Here is a 19,043-nt window from a genome sequence, read left to right on the forward strand (position 1 = left end):
ATGAGCCGCCTGCTGATCCGCAACGCCCGCCTGGTCAACGAGGGCCAGGTATTCGACGCCGACGTACTGATCACCAATGGTCGTATCGAGAAGATTGCCGCCAGCATTCAAGGCGATAACGAACCGGTGGAAATCGATGCCAACGGCCAGTGGCTGCTGCCAGGCATGATCGACGACCAGGTGCACTTTCGCGAACCCGGTGCGCCGGAAAAAGGCAGCTTCTACAGCGAATCCCGCGCGGCGGTGGCCGGTGGTATCACCAGCTTCATGGACATGCCCAACACTCACCCGGCCACCTTGAACCTGGAAGCCCTGGCCGATAAAAAGCGCCGTGCCGCACTGCATTCAGTGGCCAACTACGGCTTTCATTTTGGCGTGAGCAACGACAACCTCGACACCGTCGCGGCCCTCGCTCCTCGTGAAGTGGCTGGAGTCAAAGTGTTCATGGGCGCATCCACCGGCAATATGCTGGTGGACGACCCACGCGTTCTGGAGCGCCTGTTTGCCGAGGTGCCGACCATCCTGCTCGCTCACTGCGAACACACGCCCAGCATCCTGGCCAACGAGCAACGCCTGCGCGAACGCTTCGGCGAGCATATTCCCGCAGTCGCCCACCCGCTGATCCGCGATGCCGAGGCCTGTTATCGCTCGTCATCGTTTGCCGTGGAATTGGCCAAACGCCATGGCACGCGCCTGCATGTGTTGCACCTGACCACCGCGCGGGAACTGGCGTTGTTCGAAGACAAGCCCCTGGCCGACAAGCACATCACCGCCGAGGTCTGCCTGCACCACCTGCTGTTCGATGACCGCGATTACCACCACCTCGGCCACCAGATCAAATGCAACCCGGCGATCAAGACCCGCACCGACCGCGACGCGCTGCGCCTGGCATTATTGAGTGATCGTCTGGATGTGATTGGCACCGACCATGCGCCGCATACCTGGGCGCAAAAACAGTTGGGCTATCGGCAAGCACCCTCGGGCTTGCCTCTGGTGCAGCATGCCCTGCCGGCGTTACTGGAGTTGGTGGCCGACGGGCATTTGCCCTTGACCACTCTGGTAGCCAAGACCAGCCACCGCGTGGCCGACCTGTTTGCCATCGCTGATCGCGGCTACGTGCGCGAAGGCTACTGGGCCGACCTGGTACTGATCAAACCGGAGCCTGCCGGCAAGCCGGTCAACAGCCAGCCTATTCTCGCCCGCTGCGGCTGGACACCCTTTGCAGAACGCAGCTTTCGCCACAGCGTGAGTACCACACTGGTCAGCGGCCACCTGGCCTGGCACAACGGCCAGGTGGTCAACAGTTGCCAGGGCTTGCCCCTGCAGTTCGGGCGTTAAGCGCGGGGTTTGACCGAACCGCAATCGTTGCCCAGCCACTGAGCGTGGCTGTCCAGGCTACCCTTCTGCTGGATCCCGGTGGCATTGAAGGTACCGTTGACGCTGGTGGTGAATTCTTTCTGGCTCTGAAACGTTGCCACCCCAGTGCCCTGGGCTTTCGGGCAACTGAAGCGGAACTTCCACTGGTTGCCGCTCTTGTCGGTGACTTCCTGTTTGCAGCCCGATTGAGGGTCGGTCAGGGGGATCGAATCGGAGGCCACCTGGGCCGGGGTCAGGCACACCTGTACGCCTTTACCGGCCATGTTAATGCCTTGTTTTTCGAGCATGGCGCGCTGTTCAGGGGTCATCTGTTGCTTGAGTTGACCGAGGATCAGCGACAAGTCCGGCAGGTCCTGGTTATCGACTTTCATATTGCTGGTGGTCAATTCCCACAAGCCCGGCGCCAGCATCTGCGCCTGTGCCGCCACAGGCAGCGACAAACCAACAACCATGGCCAAACCAAGCAGACGAGCATTCATCGGGTAACTCCTGGGTAATTGTGGGCGTTAGACGTCGCAAAGCAGCCAGTGTTGCATGGCAAATAAAATAGCGACATTCACAGCCGTTCATGGTCTGTTACGCACTGGACTGCCTGGAGTTACGTCGTTCATGGATTTCTTTGGCCCGCACCTGCTCGCCTACGTCATTGCCACGCTGCACTTTCTTGGAACGCTCGCCGCGATCCACGCAGTACTGACCGTGCGCACCGCACAAGGCTCGATTGCCTGGGCGTTGTCACTGATGTTCATGCCCTACCTGACGCTGATCCCCTACCTGATTTTCGGCCGCAGCACGTTCGACGCGTACATCCAGGCCCGTCGCCAGGCCAACCAGGAAATGCACACGGCCATCACCGAATTGAACTGGCGCCCCTGGGTGGAGGAAGCGCTCGCGGCGCGCAATTCCAGCGCCTATGCCTCCTTGCGCGCCATGCCCAAGCTGGGCCGCATGCCGTGCCTGGCCAACAACGAAGTGCGCCTGTTGATCAATGGCGATGCCACGTTCGGCGCGATCTTCGAGGCTATCCGTAACGCAAAGACCGCCGTGCTGTTCCAGTTTTTCATCATTCACGATGACGAACTGGGCCGTCAATTGCAGGCCCTGTTGAGGGAAAAAGCCGCTCAGGGCGTGGCCATTTATGTGCTGTACGACCGCATCGGCAGTCACGCCCTGCCCCATCGTTATGTGCAAGCGCTGCGTGACGCTGGCGTGCAGGTCAAGGCATTCGCCACCCGCAGTGGCTGGCTCAATCGCTTCCAGGTCAACTTCCGTAACCATCGCAAGATCGTCGTGGTGGACGGCATCACCGGTTTTGTCGGCGGGCATAACGTAGGCGATGAATACCTGGGTAAAAAACCGCCGCTGGCGCCATGGCGCGATACCCATGTGCAGGTCGCAGGCCCAGTGGTGGCATGCCTGCAGGAGTCGTTTGCCGAGGACTGGTTCTGGGCCGCACGGGAACTGCCGCCGCTGATCCTGCCGGACGCCTACCCGGAAGACGGCGTGCTCTGCCAGTTGCTTGCCAGTGGGCCAGCGGACCCTTATGAAACCTGCTCGCTGTTTTTCGTCGAGGCCATCCATGCCGCGACCAAGCGGGTGTGGATCACCAGCCCCTATTTCATCCCCGACGAGGCGGTGTTTGCCGCCCTGCGCCTGGCGGTATTGCGCGGAGTCGATGTGCGCCTGCTGCTGCCGTCACGGCCCGACCACCGCATCGTATATGCCGCATCCAGCCTGTACGCCAACGAAGCGGTGCGAGCAGGCGTGCGAGTGTTTCGCTACACACCGGGCTTTTTGCATCAGAAGGTGGTGTTGGTAGACAGCGAAATCAGCGCCATTGGCAGCGCCAACATGGACAACCGTTCGTTCCGGCTGAATTTTGAAGTGATGCTGCTGACGGTGGATGAAGCCTTCGCCAGCCAGGTTGAACAAATGTTGCTGGATGACTTTGCCCTGGCCCATGAAGTCAGCCAGGAAGAAAGCCGCGAGACCCGTCGCCTGCAACAACTGGGGATGCGCATTGCACGCCTGATCTCACCCATCCTCTAACCGCCAATACAAAACCAATGTGGGAGCTGGCTTGCCTGCGATAGCGGTGTTTCAGTCGACTCATCCGGTCCTGATACAACGCTATCGCAGGCAAGCCAGCTCCCACAGTTTTGAGCTTCAGTGCCTGGTGGTCAACGGTAGAGATCTTCCCGCGTCCACGGCAGTTCATGCCCGCCATCAGCATGGGGTTTCACTGCCAGTATCTGGTGCAGGTTGATCCAGCCACGGGCAAATGCATAAGCGCAACCGGCCAGGTACAGCCGCCAGATGCGTAGCGCCTGCTCTGGCACCATCTTCGCCGCTGCTTCCAGGTTGTCTTCCAGGCGTTCGCTCCAATGGTCCAATGTGCGGGCGTAATGCATACGCAGGCTTTCGACATCGACCACTTCCAGCCCTGCTTCGCTGATCTCGGCGGTCATCATGGCCAGGTGCGGCAGTTCACCATTAGGGAACACGTAGCGCTCGATAAACTCGCCGGCTCCACGGCCTACGGGGCGGCCGTCGGTGTGCTTGGCGGTGATGCCATGGTTCATCACCAGGCCGCCTTCACGCACTGCGCCGAACAGGGTCCGGCAGTATTGCGCCAGGTTGGCGTGGCCGACGTGTTCGAACATGCCCACGCTCACGACTTTGTCGAAACGACCGTCCTGGGGCAGGTCGCGGTAGTCGAGTAATTGCAGGTCGACCTGGTCTTCCAGGCCTTCGGCTTTCACCCGCTCCTTGGCCAGCGCCAGTTGTTCCTTGCTCAAGGTGATGCCGAACACCTTGACCCCGAACTCACGTGCGGCATAACGCGCCAGCCCGCCCCAGCCGCAGCCCACATCGAGCAGATACTCACCCGGCTGCAGCCGCAACTTGCGGCACAGGTGGCGGAATTTGTCTTGTTGGGCCTGATCGATCGACTCGCTGCCGGTTTCGAAATAACCGCAGGAGTAGGCCATGTCCTGGTCCAGCCATAGCTGGTAGAACTCGTTGGACAGGTCGTAATGGTAGGAAATGGCCGCCGCGTCGGTGGCCTTATCGTGAATCGAGCGCACCGGACGACTCTCCTCGTCGTCATCGACCAAAGCGTGACTCAACTCGTCACATACCCTGATCACTTCGGTGATGGAGCCTTCCAGCTCCAGCTTGCCCTCGACGAAGGCTTCGCCCAGTGAGTCGAGTGTTGGATGGGTCAGCCTGGATACAACCGTGGGGTCCTTGACCACGATGGTGACACTGGGCTCAGGGCCCAAGTTGAATTCATGGCCGTCCCAGAGTCGAAGACGCAGCGGTAGCTGAAGATTCTGTAAGGCCGGTGGAAGTTGCGCGAGCATGAGTAGTCCCCCCTTGTTTCAGACGTCTGCTGTGAGGGTAGACCATGCCAAACAAAGTAGGAAGCTATCGAATGAATAGCTCCCCTTCTATGGCGCTCGGCGCTCGAGCAAACCTTCCTGGACCCACTGTTTCAGCCAAGTGGCCGCTTGCAGCGACGCCCCCTCTGAATAAGTGACCGTCAGCTCAGTACACAGTTCTGAAAAATTCCAGCCCATGGTCACCATGCCCGACAGCGCACAGGCTTCAGCGGCTTCCAGGCTGCGGTAGTGGCAGCGGTTCTGGTTGCGCCACACCAGGCAGATCTGCGCCGGTTCCAGCGCCCCGCTGCCGGGGAAATCCGACTCATCCTTGCTGGCTCGCCAGATCGCCACCGTGTTGAAACGGCAAAGCAACTGCTGCACCGAAGGCACCAGCGCAACCTGCAAGGTGGGCCAGTCTTCAGGCGCCAGGTGCGCCATGTCATTCAAGGTCAGCGGCTCCCCTTCGGCGGCGTCAAACGCCAAGGTGAACGCCCACTCCAGACGTGCCAACTCAGCCAAAGGCGCACTGTGCGCAGCCATCAGATGCTCAACGATAAACATCGCAAAGCGCTCGCCCAACCAGCGCACGCTGTAATGGGCCGAGGGATAACGGCGGATGTAGGCCTCGGTCAGCGAGCAAAACTGCTCATCTCCCAGCCAATACCAGATGGCACCGAAATCATGGCGCAGTACCTCTTGCAGACGCGACAGGTAGGCGTTGTGGTAAATCGCCAGGCCGGTGTCCACATCCAACGTCGGCCCTCCCAGCAAGGTAGCGGCAAAGCCACTGTTGGCCGGGGGCGCTTCGGATAATAGATGCTGTTCAAACGCCAACTGCCAGTCGATCAGGCGCATAACGCTCTCCGGGCCAAGGCGCTGGCACCCAACTCACGGGCTTTGTTCAACTCGGTGAGTAATTCTTCGAAGGGTGGAAAATGGTCATCGCGTTCCAGTAACGTCGACACGGGGCCCAGATGTTCGAGAGTCTGCTGATACAGCGCCCACACCGGGTCGCACACTGGATGGTCATGGGTATCGACCACATAGTCGCCATAGTCCATATGCCCTGCCAAATGCAGCTGGCGAATGCTTTCGGGTGGCAGGTTGCGAATGAAGGTCCAGGCATCAAAACCATGGTTACGTGCGCTGACGTAGACGTTGTTGACGTCCAGCAGCAATTGGCAGCCGCTCAGGTGGGCCAAGGCGTTGAGGAACTCCCACTCGGTGAATTCATCCGCCTTGGAACGCACGTAGCTGGAGACATTTTCCAGTACCAGCGGTCGCTGCAACACGTCCTGCACCTGACGTACACGGCCGGCCACGTGGTAAAGGCTTTCTTCGGTGTAAGGCAGGGGTAACAAATCATGTAACTGGTGCGCGCTGCCACGGCTCCAGCACAGGTGATCGGAAATCCATGCCGGCTGAATGCGCTCTGCGAGCTGTTTGATGTGATTCAGGTAATCCATATCGAGGGCATGTGGCCCGCCGATGGACAACGACACACCGTGCATCACCAAGGGGTAACGCTCGGCTATCGCATCCAGGTAGTACAAGGCCTTGCCGCCCTGCACCAGGTAGTTCTCGGAGATCACTTCGAACCAATCCACGGCCGGCGACTGTTCAAGGATCTGGTGGTAGTACTCACTGCGTAAACCCAGGCCGTAACCCAGACTTGGAAGGGACGCGGACATGACTCACTCCAGGGCAAAGTGTCCGCAGCGGTGGCAGGCAGCCGCCGCGGTTGCACTCGTTTGCCGGTTACTCGCCGACTGTACCGCCAGCGGCGTCACAGGCCGATTTGGTCATGGCCTTGAAGCCCATCCCTTTGCACTCGCCCTGGCCCTTGCACGCGTGGTCCTTGGTTTTGCAGTCGTTCATGCCTTTGCAGGAGGTCACGCCGTAGCAGTGAACGGTGGCGTCTGCCGCTTGTACCTGGGTGGCCACACCCGCGAACAGAGAAGCAGCGGCCATTGCGAGGGCGGCACCAGCAGCAGCGGATTTAATGCTCATTGTTGTATTCCTCATGATCAGTAGTGGAGCCGATCTGAACGGATTGTTCAGTCTCGACACAGCACTAGAGTGAGGCCCCCTGTCGGCGTTACAGCCGTGTGCAAATATTTGTGAAATTATTCGTCGAGCTTCAACAGCGGCTCCTGGAAGCGCAGTAAACGCCCGGCGTTCCCCAATACCAACAAGGTGCTGAGGTTATGCAGCACCGCCGCGATCATCGCGCCCGCCGCCCCCAGCCAGCCAAATGCGGCGAACACCACGATGGCCAGTGTCCAGCCCAAGCCAATGATCACATTGACCTGCAACGTCTGCCGGCACTGGCGACTCAAGCGCACACAGGTGCCCAAGCGGCGCAAGTCGCTGCCGATCAGCACCACGTCCGCCGAGGCCAGGGCGATGTCGGCACCGCCCGCGCCCATGGCCACGCCGACCACGCCGGCCTTGAGCGCCAGGGAGTCGTTGATGCCATCGCCCACCACCATTGGCCGGAAGCCACTGCTGATTTCGCCCAGCACGCGGTTGAGCTTGTCTTCCGGCAGCGCTTGGGCTTCGACATCACTGATGCCCACGTCCAGCGCCAGGCTGTCGGCCACGCTTTGGCGGTCGCCGGTCAGCAGCAGTTGGCGGCCCAGGCCCAAGTCACGCAGCTCTTGCAGGGCCTGGCGCGCTTCGGGTTTGACGCTGTCGGCCAACAGCAGCCAGGCGAGGAACTCGCCGTTCAACGCCAGCCCGGCAATCGGGCCATCATGGGCGGGCACGGCGGTGGTGACGATGCCCAACTGTTCAAATAACTCCGGCCGCCCCAGCGCCGCTTCGCCCTGCTCGGTCTGGGCGACCACGCCCAGGCCCTGACGCTCGCGGATGTCGCTAAGCACCCGCATCTGCTCCTGGCTCGCCAACCCCGCCAACGCTCGGCTGACCGGGTGACTGCTTGCCGAACCAAGGCTGGCCGCCAGGTTCAGCAGCTTTTGGCGATCCGGCGCGGTAGTCTCGATGGACTGCAAGCGCAGGGTGCCAAAGGTCAGGGTGCCGGTCTTGTCGACCACCAGTGATGTCAGGTCGGCCAGTTCTTCGAGGAACGCCGAGCTGCGAATCAGGATGCCATGGCGCGCCGCCACGGCAATCCCGGCAATCGCCGTGGCCGGTGCCGACAGCACCAAGGCACAGGGGCACGCAGCCACGAGTACCGCGAGCATCGCCTGGGCGTCATTGGTGACAAACCAGGTGACGGCCGCCAGCAGCAACACCAGCACCATGTAGCTGCCGGCATAACGCTCCAGCAGCCGGGTGATCGGTGGCTTGGACCGCTCGGCGTTCTGCATCAGCGCAATAACTTTGCCCAACGTCGATTCGTTACCGGTGCGCGTGACCTCAAGGCGCAGCAGGCCATCGAGGTTGATCGCCCCACCAAACACCTGCACGCCCACGCTGGCTTCCAACGGCACCGACTCGCCGGTGATCGGCGCCGTGTCCAGGCTCGCCTGGCCGGACAACACCACGCCATCGGCCGGCACGCGGTCACCGGCTCGCACTTCGACGATATCGCCGGTGTTCAAGGTGCCGTTATCCACTTCGGTGATGCTGCCGTCCGCCTGCACCAGGCGTGCATGGCTGCGGGTGAGTTTGCCCAGGGCATGGATCGCTTCCTGGGAGCCAATCACGCTGCGCTCTTCCAGCACATGGCCGAAGATCATGATGATCGGCAGCAACGCGGCGGTGAGCAGATCACCGGTGGCCCAGGCGCCGAGCATGGCCAGGGCGATCAATTGATCGGTGATGCCGTGCAGGCTCGGAAAGCGCAGGCTGTACCAGGCCGAACGCATCACCGGCACCGCCACCAACAGCGAAGCCACGCCCAGCAGCAGCTGGCTGACGCCGCTCTGGTCCGGCGCGAGCCAGCGCCACACCAGGCCCAGCACGAGCAAGCCCAGGGCGAGCATCGCCAAGGTCAATTGCCGGGCAGCGCTGCGCTGTTCGGCAGAGGTCAGCATGGGTGCGCTCATTGTTCGGCTCCCTGGATGATCAAGCGGGAGTCGTCTTTGGGATCGACAGTGGTCACTGAACCGGCCTGGCCGAGAATCTTCGGCAAGCGTTCACGGTACAGGCGCAACAGCAAACCGGGATCTTTGACCTGGGCCAGGCTGGCAACGGTAGCGGTCTGCGCCTGGGCATTGGCCAAGCGCTCACTGGCCTGGGCATGGGCGACTTGCACCTGGCGATCAGCTTCCTGGTTGGCGGTCTGGGTGAGTTTTTCCGCTTCAGTGCGGGCGTTGGCCACGGCTTTATCAGCCTGCTGGCTAGCGGTCAGTACCGCGTTGAATGCATTCACCGCAGGCCCAGGCAGGCTCGATTGCACATCGACGCGGGTGGCTTCGATACCCAGCCCCAAGCCGCTGGCCGCCAACTCCGCCAGGCGTTTGTTGATGCCTTGCACCAGGTCGCCGCGCAGCCGCTCACGCCGTTCGGCGGCGCCATTGTCGCTGCCGATCAGTTCCGGGCGGGCTACCAGGATGGTGTCCAGATCCCGCGCAGCGGTGAGGGCCACGGCGCTGCGTGTCACCAGTCTGTCCAGGGCAGGCAGCACGTGGTCGCCCTGCAACACAAAGGCGTAGGGCTCGGTCACCTTGTAGAACACCCGCACGTCCAGTTGAACCACCCCGGCATCACCGGTCAGCAGGTAGCCGGAACCGGCCAGGGCATCGCTTAACGGCGTGGCGAAACTGGCCACGCGATCGGCCTGCAACGCCGCGTCGGAACGCAGCAGGTTTTCCACCCGGCGTTCGATCACCCGGTCGGCCGCTGGCAGCAGGATGACTTGCTCAAAAGGTTGCGGCCAGGCCAGCAACAACCCGGCGTTCTGAATGCGATCAAGGGCGCCGAAGTGCAAGACCACGGCGCGATTCTGCGGGTCGATCTGGCGCACATTGGAAAAGGCCCAGGCCAACGCCGCCAATACGGTGACCGCGTACAGTGCCAGGAACGTCAGGCGCCCGGCCTGGATCCACGGGCTGTCCGGGCTTTCAGGCTCGCTCATGGCTGCAGGTCCTTCGGCCCATCCACCAGGGCGCGGAACGGCGCAGCGTCGGTGCGCAGGATGATCTTGGTCCCCGGCGTGACCACCGTGCCCAAGGTATCCAGCGAACGCAGCAGGTTGTACAGCTGCGGATTGCCAGCGTAGGCGCGGCCATAAATCTGCGCGGCTTCAACCCGCGACTGCGCTTCGATATCGGCGGCTTTCACGGTGGCATCGGCCTGCATGATGCGCGCATCTCGCTCGGCAGCGGAGCGGATCTGCGCCGCTTCGCGCTTACCCACGGCGGTGCGTTCGGTGGCGATGGTTTCACGCTCGGCGCGCATGCGGTCAACCGTGGCGGTGAGGGTCACCGATGGCAACGTCAAACGCTCGATACCGACCTGCGCCACGCGCACACCATAGGTGGTGAGCAATTGTTGATCAATCTGCTGGCGCAACTGCGCTTCAAAATCGGCGATGCGCACTTGGCTGGCGTCGGTGTTGATCAAGCTGGACAGGTCAAAACTGGCCGCCGTGGTTTCCAGCGCCGAGCCGACAAAGGTACGAATCTGCCGCGCCGCCTCATCCGGCTGGTTCTGCACCGCACGCATAAAGCGCTGCACGTTGTCGGCATCGCCCTGCACCTGCCACGCCACATAGGCCTGCACAATAATCCGCAAGCCATCGCGGGTGCCCACATCCTGCAGGCCGCTGGAGGTGGTGCGCAGACGCAGGTCCACCGGGATCGCCGCTTCGAACGGTGCCGGCCAGCGCCAGCCCAGGCCCGGCTCCAGCAGCACGCGCGCCGGGTTGCCGAAGCGGGTAATCACCGTGGCCTCACCGGAACGCACTTGCACCAGGCTTGCCGCTGCCACGGCAAACAGCACCAGCAACACCGCCCACGCCATGCGACGCCAGGGAAAAGGCCCGGCCGCCTGCTCATCGCCGTGATGGTGATGGTGGTGGCCGTGATGGTGGTGATGGCCGTGATCATGATCGTGGGAATGAGCGCTCAACAGACAGACTCCTTATTGAACGGCTTTGCGCGGCGCCGACGGGTCGGCGGGCAAGGTAAAAGAACGCAGATCGATCGTCGGCGCACTGTCGGCACCCAAACGATGATCCAGAATAAGCAGCTTGGCCTGGGCCAGGCCCTGGCTCAGTTGGCCCAGGTACTGTTCCAGCACGAAGGCTTGGCCCGCAGCGGCGTAGGCCTTTTGTTCGGCGGCAAAGCGCAGGTTCGCTGCTTGGGCGCCGGCATTCACTTCGCGGGCACTGGCCTGGGCCTGATCGCGGGCGGTACTGGCTTGAAGCAGCGCCTGGTTGGTCTGTTCGCTGGCTGCACCGCGTTCACGGGCGATCAGCGCCTGGGCGCCGATCTGCGCGGCCTGCACACCGTGATAAGCATTGGCGGCACCGGCCGGCGGGTGGATCGCCTCGACCACCGTGGCGAGGATTTCCACTCCGCTGTCGAGGGTTTGCAGGTCGGCTTGCACGCTGCGACCAATCTCGTCCGCGAGGCTGGTGCGCTCTTCCCCGAGCAATTCATCCAGGGTGCGCGAGGCAAAATCGTGCACCAGGATGCGGCTGGCGGTGCTGCGGATCAGGGTCGGGATATCCGCGCTGTTGTAGGTGGCGGCAAGCGCGGCCTGATCGGTGAGGCCGATGCGGTAGACAAAGCGCACGTCCATATTGACGATCTGGAAGCCCTGCTTGTCGCCACTGCTGCTGGCAATGACCTGGGATTTGTCATTCACATGGCTGGCGTCCCACAGGCGGTTGGCGATCAACGGCGCCGGGCCTTCGGCTGCGGCCAACTGCGGTGTGGCGGCGTCACTGACGCTGGTCGCCAGCTCATGCACCACGCCATTTTCCACGTTCAGCACGCGGGCCAACGGCCACGGCAAACCGGCATGCAGGCCGGGGCCGAACACCTCGACCGGTTTACCAAAACGCTCGTAAATCCCACGGCCTTGCAGGGGCACTTCATGTACACCGGTCAGTGCCCAACCTACCGCCAGCACCACCAGCAACACCGGGAAAAACGCCCGGCGCATGTAGGTAAAGGCCCAGATCTGGCGCAGGTCGATGCCAAAGCGGTTGTGCAACTCATGCTGCAACGCCAGCAAGGGCTGAGGCGGCCAGCGCAGCAGGCCGGCAATGAAACTCTGCGCCATCAAGCGCGGCTCAAGGCGCGGCTGACGCGGGCTGAACAGCGACAGCACGCCCCTGAGCAGGAACTCCAACGCTACCAACGCTGGCAACAGCCCGATGAGAGTGGCCAGGCGCAACGGCCAGACCGAATCTGCACTGGCAAACAGCAGGCAGATCGCGCTGAGCACCAGGCAGATAATTGCCATCCGGCTCAACTGCGCCAACTGTGAGGCTTCCGGCCATTGGGCAGCGGTTTCCTGGGCCAGGCGGCGTTCGAATACCAGCAGGCCAAACGCCAGGGCCAATGCGAGCGCTGCGCCAATACTTGCCGACTGCCCGATGGCGGCAGCGGGCAAGCCCAGGTTCCAGAACTGCAGGATGCTGACCAGCGCCAACAGCGACCAGCCGCCCAACCACAGCACCGGCGCGCCAATCTGCGCCAACAAGCCGTTGCCGAACCGGTTGATCAGGCCCTTATGCCAGGGTGTGGTCTCGATGGATTGTTCGACCGCTTCACCGCTCGGCGCTTCCAGCACCTGGGCACGCCAATCGGCCACCCACCAGGCCGACTGCAAACCGGCCACCAGCAGCAGTAAGGCCGACGCGCAGTTGATCAATACCACCGGCCAGATCGACAGCGGGGCAAACAACGCTACGAACAGCGCCAATATCCAACCACTGAGGGCCAGGGTTGTCAGGCCGATACCGGCTTGGCGCAATCGACGGGCGTGGAACAGCCCCTGCTGAAAACGCGCGAGGCCTTCAACCGAAGCCCCGTCAGCCTCTAGATCCACTTGCATCTGCTCAACGCCCACTTGTACACAATTCGTTACGATATAACACGAAGCGTGAAATTTTTGTTCGCTTTTGAATTCACCCTGAATCCCTTGTGGGAGGGGGCTTGCCCCCGATAGCAGTGTGTCAACCGACTGATTAGTTACTGGTACACCGCAATCGGGGGCAAGCCCCCTCCCACATTTGTTCTGATGGTGTTCTTCTGATTGTGACTAACCCCCTATAAACACGAGCCATCACTGGTGTCGGCTGCGATTAGTCGGCACACTCCAAAACAGTTTTTCGCGGGTTCACGGACAAGGAAGCGCCACCCCCATGATTTCCATCTACCAACTCAAACCGCGTTTTCAAAACCTGCTGCGGCCTCTCGTGCAGCGCCTTTATGACAACGGCACCACCGCCAACCAGATCACCGTGCTGGCCGGGGTTGTTTCCCTGCTGGTGGGGCTGTTGATCGCGGGCTTTGCCCAACACCTCTGGCTGTTTGCACTGATCCCGCTGTGGATGATTGTGCGCATGGCGCTCAATGCCATCGATGGCATGCTGGCCCGGGAATTCGGCCAACAGTCGCGCCTCGGTGCTTACCTCAATGAATTGTGCGACGTGATCGCCGATAGCGCGCTAATCCTGCCCTTTGCATTGATCCCCGATGTGAGCCTGGCGCCGGTGCTGCTGGTGACGCTGCTGGCGGTATTCAGCGAATACGCCGGGGTGCTGGGGCCGATGGTGGGCGCGTCGCGCCGTTATGACGGGCCCATGGGCAAGAGTGATCGGGCGTTCGTACTCGGTGTGTTGGCCACTGGCGTGGCGCTGGGCTGGCTCGGCGCCGGTTGGGTCGAGGCGGTGATGTGGCTGGTGGCCGCCCTGCTCGCCTATACCTTGGTCAACCGGGTGCGTCAGGGCCTCAAAGAACAACAATCTCTCCCTTCTGCATAAGGATTTTGCGATGCGCGAACAGCAAGAGCACACCTTCAGTACCCATGATGGCGTCGAGCTTTTCTACCGGCACTGGCCGGCCACGGCAGGCGCCGGGCCGCGCAAGGCGATCCTGTTGTTCCATCGCGGCCATGAGCATTCGGGGCGTATTGCCCACCTGGTGGATGAACTGGGCCTGCCTGAATTCGACTTCTTCGCCTGGGACGCCCGTGGCCACGGCCAATCCCCAGGCGAGCGCGGCGACAGCCCCAGCTTTGCCACCAGCGCCCGCGACGTGCAGACGTTCTGTGATCACATCAATGCCACCTACAGCATCGAAGAGGAAGACATCGCCGTCATCGCCCAAAGCGTCGGCGCGGTGATTGCGGCCACCTGGGTTCATGATTACGCGCCAAAAATCCGCGCCCTGGTGCTCGCCTCGCCAGCCTTCAAGGTCAAGCTGTATGTGCCCCTCGCCCGCCCGGGCCTGGCACTGATGCGCAAGTTTCGCGGCAACTTTTTCGTCAACAGTTACGTCAAGGCCAAGTTCCTCAGCCATGATCCGGAACGGGTGGCGTCCTACGACAGCGACCCCTTGATCACCAAGGCCATCTCGGTGAATGTGCTGCTGGGCCTGTACGAAGCCGCCGACCGGGTTGTAGCCGATGCCCAGGCGATCCAGGTGCCGACCCAGCTGCTTATCTCCGGCTCCGATTTTGTGGTGCACCGCAAACCCCAGCAGCAGTTCTTCGACCGCCTCGGCAGCCTGAAAAAAGAGCTGCATATCCTCCCCGGCTTTTTCCACGACACCCTCGGCGAACGTGATCGCGCCGTGGCTGTGACCAGCGCCAAGCGCTTTATCTTGCAGAACTTCGCGCACCCGCTGGACCGCGCTTCTCTACTGGACGCCGACAAACTTGGCGCCACGTGCGCCGAATCCGAATCCCTCGCCGCGCCGTTGCCACGCAATTCACTGCGCGACCTGTACTGGCGCATGACCCGCGCCAGCATGGGCCTGGGCAAGAACCTGTCGGATGGGGTGAAGCTGGGCTTCGACACCGGCTTCGATTCCGGCAGCACCCTGGACTACGTGTATCGCAATAAGCCTACCGGCAAGGGCGGGCTGGGGCGGATGATCGATACCAACTACCTCAATTCCATCGGCTGGCGCGGTATTCGCCAGCGCAAGCTTAATGTCGAGGAACTGCTGCGCCTGGCCATGGCCAAGCTGCGTGATGACCAACGCGAAGTGCGCATTGTCGACATCGCCGCCGGCCACGGCCGCTACATCCTGGAAGCCTTGCAAGGCGTATCGCCGCTGCCGGAATCGATCCTGCTGCGCGACTACAGCGACATCAACGTGCGCGACGGTGGCGCGCTGATTCGCGAGAAGGGCCTGGGGGACATCGCCCAGTTCGTCAAAGGCGATGCGTTCGACCGCGCTGACCTGGCTGCCCTGGCCCCTAAGCCGACGCTGGCCGTGGTATCCGGCCTGTACGAATTGTTCGCCGATAACGCCATGGTCGGCGGCTCGCTGGCGGGCTTGGCCGAAGCCGTGGAGCCAGGTGGTTACCTTGTCTACACCGGGCAGCCGTGGCACCCGCAGTTGGAGCTGATTGCCCGTGCGCTCACCAGCCACCGGCAGGGCCAGGCCTGGGTGATGCGCCGGCGCAGCCAGGCGGAAATGGACCAACTCGTCGAAGCGGCGGGCTTTCGCAAGATCACCCAGCGCGTGGATGAGTGGGGCATTTTCACCGTGTCCCTGGCACAGAAGATCTGAACATGCGCGAACCCGGTTTATTGAAACCTGCGGTGCTCTGGCTGCTGCTGTTGGCGCCGCTGTTTTTCAGCACCTATGGCTTTGCCACCTGGGTCACCAGCCAGCGCAGCGACGTCGGCACCCTGGTGTTCGGCTGGGAAACACACATGCCGTTCTGGGCCTGGACCATCGTGCCCTACTGGTCCATCGACCTGCTTTACGGCTTCTCCCTGCTGCTGCCCAATACACGGCATGAGTTGAAACAACATGCACTGCGCCTGCTGAGTGCGCAGGTGATTGCCGTGAGTTGCTTCCTGATCTGGCCATTGCGCTTCACCTTCGAGCGACCGGAACTGGACGGTGTGTTCGGCTGGCTGTTCGCCGTGCTGGCCGGTTTCGACAAACCGTTCAACCAGGCGCCTTCACTGCATATCGCGCTGCTGGTGATCCTGTGGGTCATGTATCAGCGGCACACCCAGGGGATTTGGCGCTGGGTGGTGCATGGCTGGTTTGCGCTGATCGGCATCTCGGTGCTGACTACTTATCAACATCACTTTATCGACTTACCCACAGGCGCCCTCGCGGGGTGGTTGTGCGTGTGGTTATGGCCGGTGGAACACCCGAGCCCATTGTTGAGTGCCCGGTTAACGCGCGATACCCAACGCTGGCGCCTGGCTGTTCGCTATGGGCTGGGTGCGATAGTACTGCTGACGCTGGGTTTGTTACTTCGCGGCGGCTGGCTGTGGTTGCTGTGGCCAGCGGTTTCCCTCGGCTTGATCAGCGCCAACTACCTGGTGATCGGCGCGCCGGGCTTTCAAAAACGTACAAATGGCCGCCTGACGCCTGCCGCTCGCTGGCTGTATGCGCCTTACTTGGCAGGGGCGTGGACCAATTCGCGGCTGTGGACACGCAAACATCCACAGCCGGATCTGATTGTGGATAACGTCTGGCTGGGGCGTGTTCCTACAACCTCTGAGCAAGGCCCGTTCAAAGCCATTGTCGATCTGTGTGCCGAACTGCCGATTAATCCACAGGGCCGTGCTTATGCCTGCGTGCCGGTACTGGACCTGATCACCCCGACAGCCGACGAATGCCTGAAGGCCGCGCACGCCATTGAACGTCTGCGAATGAGTGGCCCCTTGCTGGTGTGCTGCGCCCTCGGTTATTCCCGTAGCGCCACTGCCGTCGCCGCCTGGCTGCTGACCACCGGGCGCGCCGCAACGGTTGACCAAGCACTGGCTATCATTCGTACAGCACGGGCCACTGTAGTCCTGCACCCCGCACACCGTAAAGCGTTGGAGGGTTTGCACCATGCCCGCTGATATGGAACTCCAGGTAGTCGCCAGCCTGCTACGTCGTGGCCGTTCCCTGGATCAGTTATCCACAGGCCTGACGTTGCTCGGCGTACTGTTCGGCCTTGCCCAACTGTTGTTGGCCAGTATTTCGACGACCTGCCTGCTGCTGGCCCTGTGGATGATCGTGCTGGGCCTGCTGCAAAAATACTGGGCGCTACGGGTGGCCTTTGACGCCGATCTGTTCGCCTTGCTGGCCCGCGACGTTACCCGCACGCCAGACCTTGACCAAGCCTTGCAAACCCTTGGCCTGCAATTGCCCAAGCGAGCCGGTCGGCCATGGAGCGAACGCCGGCGCGGCGCTCTCAAACTGTTGCGTAAACAAGCCTGGCTACTGGGCGCGCAAGCGCTGCTGACCCTGGGCGTCATCCTTGCCAGCCCTTGGCTGCCTTTTGCCGGATAAGGAATCCTCATGTTCGAACCCGTGGTCGCCACGCTGATTACCTCCATGGCCCGCACCGTCACCGGCGCTCGCAGCCTGTGGCTGGGGTGCGCGCCAGTGCCGGTGCAGCGCATCTATTTCGCCAACCACAGCAGCCACGGCGACTTTGTGCTGGTGTGGGCGTCGCTGCCGCAGAACCTGCGCAAGTTCACACGCCCGGTGGCCGGCAGTGATTACTGGAACAAGAGCGCGTTGCGCCGCTACATCATCAACCGCGTATTCAATGGCGTGCTGATCGATCGGGAGCGCAAAGAGGCTGTGGATAACCCACTGATGCCCATGCTCGCGGCCCTGGAAGGCGGCGATTCGTTGATCATCTTTCCCGAAGGCACGCGCAATCTGGAGGATGGCTTGCTGCCGTTCAAAAGCGGCTTGTACCACTTGGCAAAGAGTTACCCACAGGCCGAATTGGTCCCTGTGTGGATAGCCAACTTGAACCGGGTCATGCCCAAGGGTCGCGTATTGCCATTGCCGTTGTTATGCACCACCAGCTTCGGTGCCCCCCTGCAATTGGAAGAAGGCGAAGACAAAGCCGCCTTCCTCGCCCGCACTCGCGACGCCCTGCTCGCCCTTGCCCCGGAGCATTCCTGAGATGGATAGCCAAACCCTGATGTTATTTGGCGGCATCGGCGCGATCCTGGTCATCGCCTCGCTGATCGGCCTGATCCTCAAGCTGCGCACCCGTGGCAGCCCGAATGCCGTGATCGACAACCTCAACGCCCGCATCAACGCCTGGTGGGTGATGGTGGTGGTCATCGGCATCGCCTTCTGGCTCGGCACCGGCGCGGTGATCCTGCTGTTCTACGCGGTGTCGTTCTACGCCCTGCGCGAATTTCTCACCCTCACCCCGACCCGGCGCAGCGACTACCCGGCCCTGGTGGCCGCGTTTTACCTGGCCCTGCCGCTGCAATACCTGCTGATCTACGCCGACTGGTATGGGCTGTTCTCGATCTTCATCCCGGTGTACGTGTTCCTGCTGCTGCCGATCCTCGCCTCCCTGGGCGGTGACAGTACGCACTTTCTGGAACGGGCATCGAAGGTGCAATGGGGGTTGATGATCGCCGTGTTCTGCGTGTCTTTCGTCCCGGCGCTGCTGACATTGGACATACCGGGTTACGAAGGCCGTAACCTGCTGCTGATCGCCTATCTGGTGATCGTGGTGCAGCTGTCGGACGTGCTGCAGTACGTGTGCGGCAAGCTGTTCGGCAAACACAAGATCGCGCCCAACCTGTCGCCGTCGAAAACCGTGGAAGGTTTTGTCGGCGGGATCCTGTTGTCGTCGCTGATCGGCGCAGCGCTGTGGTGGACCACACCGTTCAATCCCTGGCAATCATTCCTGATCGCGCTGCTGATCAACCTGCTGGGGTTTGCGGGAGGGATTGTGATGTCGGCGATCAAGCGTGACCGCGGGGTGAAAGACTGGGGCCACATGATCGAAGGGCACGGCGGGATGCTGGATCGGCTGGATTCGGTGTGCTTTGCGGCGCCGATCTTCTTTCATCTCGTGCGCTACTGGTGGACCTAACCCACCCCTTTCTCAAACCCGATGGAGATCAAATGTGGGAGCTGGCTTGCCTGCGAAGGCGGTGGTGCAGTAACAGATGCAGCGACTGACACGCAGCCCTCGCAGGCAAGCCAGCTCCCACAGGGGATATGCGCCTACCTGTAGGTATTATGGTGCTTTCAATACCTCTAGCCAGTGATCTCGATATAGGGGTTGTACGCCGGAATCCCAGAAATTTCCGTCAGCCCAGCTCCAGTCCCGCCACGAGCGCATCCAGGTCGATGAACTTGCCGTCAGTCTGGAAGGTGTAATGCCCGTTCAGCAGGATGTGCCGCC

17 protein-coding genes are annotated in these 19,043 nt (G+C 61.9%); 8 read left to right on the forward strand and 9 right to left on the reverse strand.

Translation table 11 applies throughout. The annotated features are described in order from the left end of the window. Positions 1-1,338 (forward strand): dihydroorotase, encoded by a 1,338-nt coding sequence (locus tag JMV15_RS07230; protein ID WP_069868829.1) that lies wholly within the window; start codon positions 1-3, stop codon positions 1,336-1,338. Here JMV15_RS07230 and JMV15_RS07235 read toward each other — a convergent pair. After that, positions 1,335-1,856 carry a DUF3617 domain-containing protein gene (locus tag JMV15_RS07235; protein ID WP_014720569.1) on the reverse strand — a complete coding sequence of 174 codons (522 nt, stop codon included), beginning with the start codon at positions 1,854-1,856 and terminating at the stop codon, positions 1,335-1,337. The genes JMV15_RS07230 and JMV15_RS07235 overlap by 4 nt on opposite strands. 130 nt (positions 1,857-1,986) lie before the next feature. Here JMV15_RS07235 and cls point away from each other — a divergent pair, with 130 nt between their 5' ends. After that, complete coding sequence (gene cls / locus JMV15_RS07240) at positions 1,987-3,426, forward strand: cardiolipin synthase (RefSeq protein WP_014720570.1); 1,440 nt, start codon at positions 1,987-1,989, stop codon at positions 3,424-3,426. Positions 3,427-3,557: 131 nt separating this feature from the next. Here cls and cfaB read toward each other — a convergent pair whose 3' ends face one another. The 8 genes from cfaB to hflK (JMV15_RS07280) all read right to left on the reverse strand — a co-directional run bounded on the left by cfaB (position 3,558) and on the right by hflK (JMV15_RS07280) (position 12,740). Then, on the reverse strand, positions 3,558-4,742 hold the full coding sequence (gene cfaB, locus JMV15_RS07245; protein ID WP_014720571.1) for a C17 cyclopropane fatty acid synthase CfaB: 1,185 nt from the start codon (positions 4,740-4,742) through the stop codon (positions 3,558-3,560). Positions 4,743-4,829: 87 nt separating this feature from the next. After that, the gene (locus JMV15_RS07250; protein ID WP_038452039.1) at positions 4,830-5,618 is read right to left on the reverse strand and encodes an HvfC/BufC N-terminal domain-containing protein; all 789 of its coding nucleotides are present in this window, start codon (positions 5,616-5,618) and stop codon (positions 4,830-4,832) included. Next, entirely contained in the window at positions 5,609-6,454 is an 846-nt protein-coding gene (gene bufB / locus JMV15_RS07255; protein ID WP_014720573.1) for an MNIO family bufferin maturase, read from the reverse strand. Before bufB ends, JMV15_RS07250 begins: the two co-directional genes overlap by 10 nt. A gap of 67 nt (positions 6,455-6,521) precedes the next feature. After that, complete coding sequence (gene bufA2, locus JMV15_RS07260; RefSeq protein WP_020302041.1) at positions 6,522-6,773, reverse strand: BufA2 family periplasmic bufferin-type metallophore; 252 nt, start codon at positions 6,771-6,773, stop codon at positions 6,522-6,524. A 116-nt stretch (positions 6,774-6,889) separates the two neighbouring features. Next, positions 6,890-8,776, reverse strand: coding sequence for a cation-translocating P-type ATPase (locus JMV15_RS07265; RefSeq protein ID WP_032901860.1), 1,887 nt, complete (start codon positions 8,774-8,776; stop codon positions 6,890-6,892). Beyond that, positions 8,773-9,807 (reverse strand): protease modulator HflK, encoded by a 1,035-nt coding sequence (hflK, locus tag JMV15_RS07270; protein WP_014720575.1) that lies wholly within the window; start codon positions 9,805-9,807, stop codon positions 8,773-8,775. The genes JMV15_RS07265 and hflK (JMV15_RS07270) overlap by 4 nt, the downstream gene beginning before the upstream one ends. After that, the gene (hflC, locus tag JMV15_RS07275; RefSeq protein WP_161903768.1) at positions 9,804-10,805 is read right to left on the reverse strand and encodes a protease modulator HflC; all 1,002 of its coding nucleotides are present in this window, start codon (positions 10,803-10,805) and stop codon (positions 9,804-9,806) included. Before hflC ends, hflK (JMV15_RS07270) begins: the two co-directional genes overlap by 4 nt. 9 nt (positions 10,806-10,814) lie before the next feature. Next, positions 10,815-12,740, reverse strand: a complete 1,926-nt coding sequence (gene hflK, locus JMV15_RS07280; protein WP_038452283.1) for a protease modulator HflK — start codon at positions 12,738-12,740, stop codon at positions 10,815-10,817. A gap of 310 nt (positions 12,741-13,050) precedes the next feature. Here hflK (JMV15_RS07280) and JMV15_RS07285 point away from each other — a divergent pair, with 310 nt between their 5' ends. The 6 genes from JMV15_RS07285 to JMV15_RS07310 are packed head-to-tail and all read left to right on the forward strand — an operon-like array spanning position 13,051 to position 18,728. Beyond that, positions 13,051-13,671: a CDP-alcohol phosphatidyltransferase family protein gene (locus tag JMV15_RS07285; RefSeq protein ID WP_014720578.1), complete on the forward strand. Its 621-nt coding sequence runs from the start codon at positions 13,051-13,053 to the stop codon at positions 13,669-13,671. A 10-nt stretch (positions 13,672-13,681) separates the two neighbouring features. After that, on the forward strand, positions 13,682-15,430 hold the full coding sequence (locus JMV15_RS07290; protein ID WP_038452043.1) for a bifunctional alpha/beta hydrolase/class I SAM-dependent methyltransferase: 1,749 nt from the start codon (positions 13,682-13,684) through the stop codon (positions 15,428-15,430). A 2-nt stretch (positions 15,431-15,432) separates the two neighbouring features. Then, a complete protein-coding gene (locus JMV15_RS07295) occupies positions 15,433-16,731 on the forward strand; it encodes a phosphatase PAP2/dual specificity phosphatase family protein (protein WP_038452045.1) in 1,299 nt (432 codons plus the stop codon). Next, complete coding sequence (locus tag JMV15_RS07300; protein WP_014720581.1) at positions 16,721-17,164, forward strand: hypothetical protein; 444 nt, start codon at positions 16,721-16,723, stop codon at positions 17,162-17,164. The genes JMV15_RS07295 and JMV15_RS07300 overlap by 11 nt, the downstream gene beginning before the upstream one ends. Before the next feature lie 9 nt (positions 17,165-17,173). Next, complete coding sequence (locus JMV15_RS07305) at positions 17,174-17,794, forward strand: lysophospholipid acyltransferase family protein (protein WP_014720582.1); 621 nt, start codon at positions 17,174-17,176, stop codon at positions 17,792-17,794. A 1-nt stretch (position 17,795) separates the two neighbouring features. Beyond that, positions 17,796-18,728, forward strand: coding sequence for a phosphatidate cytidylyltransferase (locus tag JMV15_RS07310; protein WP_014720583.1), 933 nt, complete (start codon positions 17,796-17,798; stop codon positions 18,726-18,728). The last annotated feature ends 315 nt before the right edge of the window (positions 18,729-19,043 follow it).

Origin of the sequence: Pseudomonas paracarnis (assembly GCF_904063055.1) — a bacterium.
GTDB classification, from domain to species: domain Bacteria; phylum Pseudomonadota; class Gammaproteobacteria; order Pseudomonadales; family Pseudomonadaceae; genus Aquipseudomonas; species Aquipseudomonas paracarnis.

Coding starts and splice junctions, on each gene's coding strand:
- JMV15_RS07230 (WP_069868829.1), top strand. CDS start 1: ATGAGCCGCCTGCTGATCCGCAACGCCCGCCTGGTCAACGAGGGCCAG.
- JMV15_RS07235 (WP_014720569.1), bottom strand. CDS start 1,856: ATGAATGCTCGTCTGCTTGGTTTGGCCATGGTTGTTGGTTTGTCGCTG.
- cls (WP_014720570.1), top strand. CDS start 1,987: ATGGATTTCTTTGGCCCGCACCTGCTCGCCTACGTCATTGCCACGCTG.
- cfaB (WP_014720571.1), bottom strand. CDS start 4,742: ATGCTCGCGCAACTTCCACCGGCCTTACAGAATCTTCAGCTACCGCTG.
- JMV15_RS07250 (WP_038452039.1), bottom strand. CDS start 5,618: ATGCGCCTGATCGACTGGCAGTTGGCGTTTGAACAGCATCTATTATCC.
- bufB (WP_014720573.1), bottom strand. CDS start 6,454: ATGTCCGCGTCCCTTCCAAGTCTGGGTTACGGCCTGGGTTTACGCAGT.
- bufA2 (WP_020302041.1), bottom strand. CDS start 6,773: ATGAGCATTAAATCCGCTGCTGCTGGTGCCGCCCTCGCAATGGCCGCT.
- JMV15_RS07265 (WP_032901860.1), bottom strand. CDS start 8,776: ATGAGCGCACCCATGCTGACCTCTGCCGAACAGCGCAGCGCTGCCCGG.
- hflK (WP_014720575.1), bottom strand. CDS start 9,807: ATGAGCGAGCCTGAAAGCCCGGACAGCCCGTGGATCCAGGCCGGGCGC.
- hflK (WP_038452283.1), bottom strand. CDS start 12,740: ATGCAAGTGGATCTAGAGGCTGACGGGGCTTCGGTTGAAGGCCTCGCG.
- JMV15_RS07285 (WP_014720578.1), top strand. CDS start 13,051: ATGATTTCCATCTACCAACTCAAACCGCGTTTTCAAAACCTGCTGCGG.
- JMV15_RS07290 (WP_038452043.1), top strand. CDS start 13,682: ATGCGCGAACAGCAAGAGCACACCTTCAGTACCCATGATGGCGTCGAG.
- JMV15_RS07295 (WP_038452045.1), top strand. CDS start 15,433: ATGCGCGAACCCGGTTTATTGAAACCTGCGGTGCTCTGGCTGCTGCTG.
- JMV15_RS07300 (WP_014720581.1), top strand. CDS start 16,721: ATGCCCGCTGATATGGAACTCCAGGTAGTCGCCAGCCTGCTACGTCGT.
- JMV15_RS07305 (WP_014720582.1), top strand. CDS start 17,174: ATGTTCGAACCCGTGGTCGCCACGCTGATTACCTCCATGGCCCGCACC.
- JMV15_RS07310 (WP_014720583.1), top strand. CDS start 17,796: ATGGATAGCCAAACCCTGATGTTATTTGGCGGCATCGGCGCGATCCTG.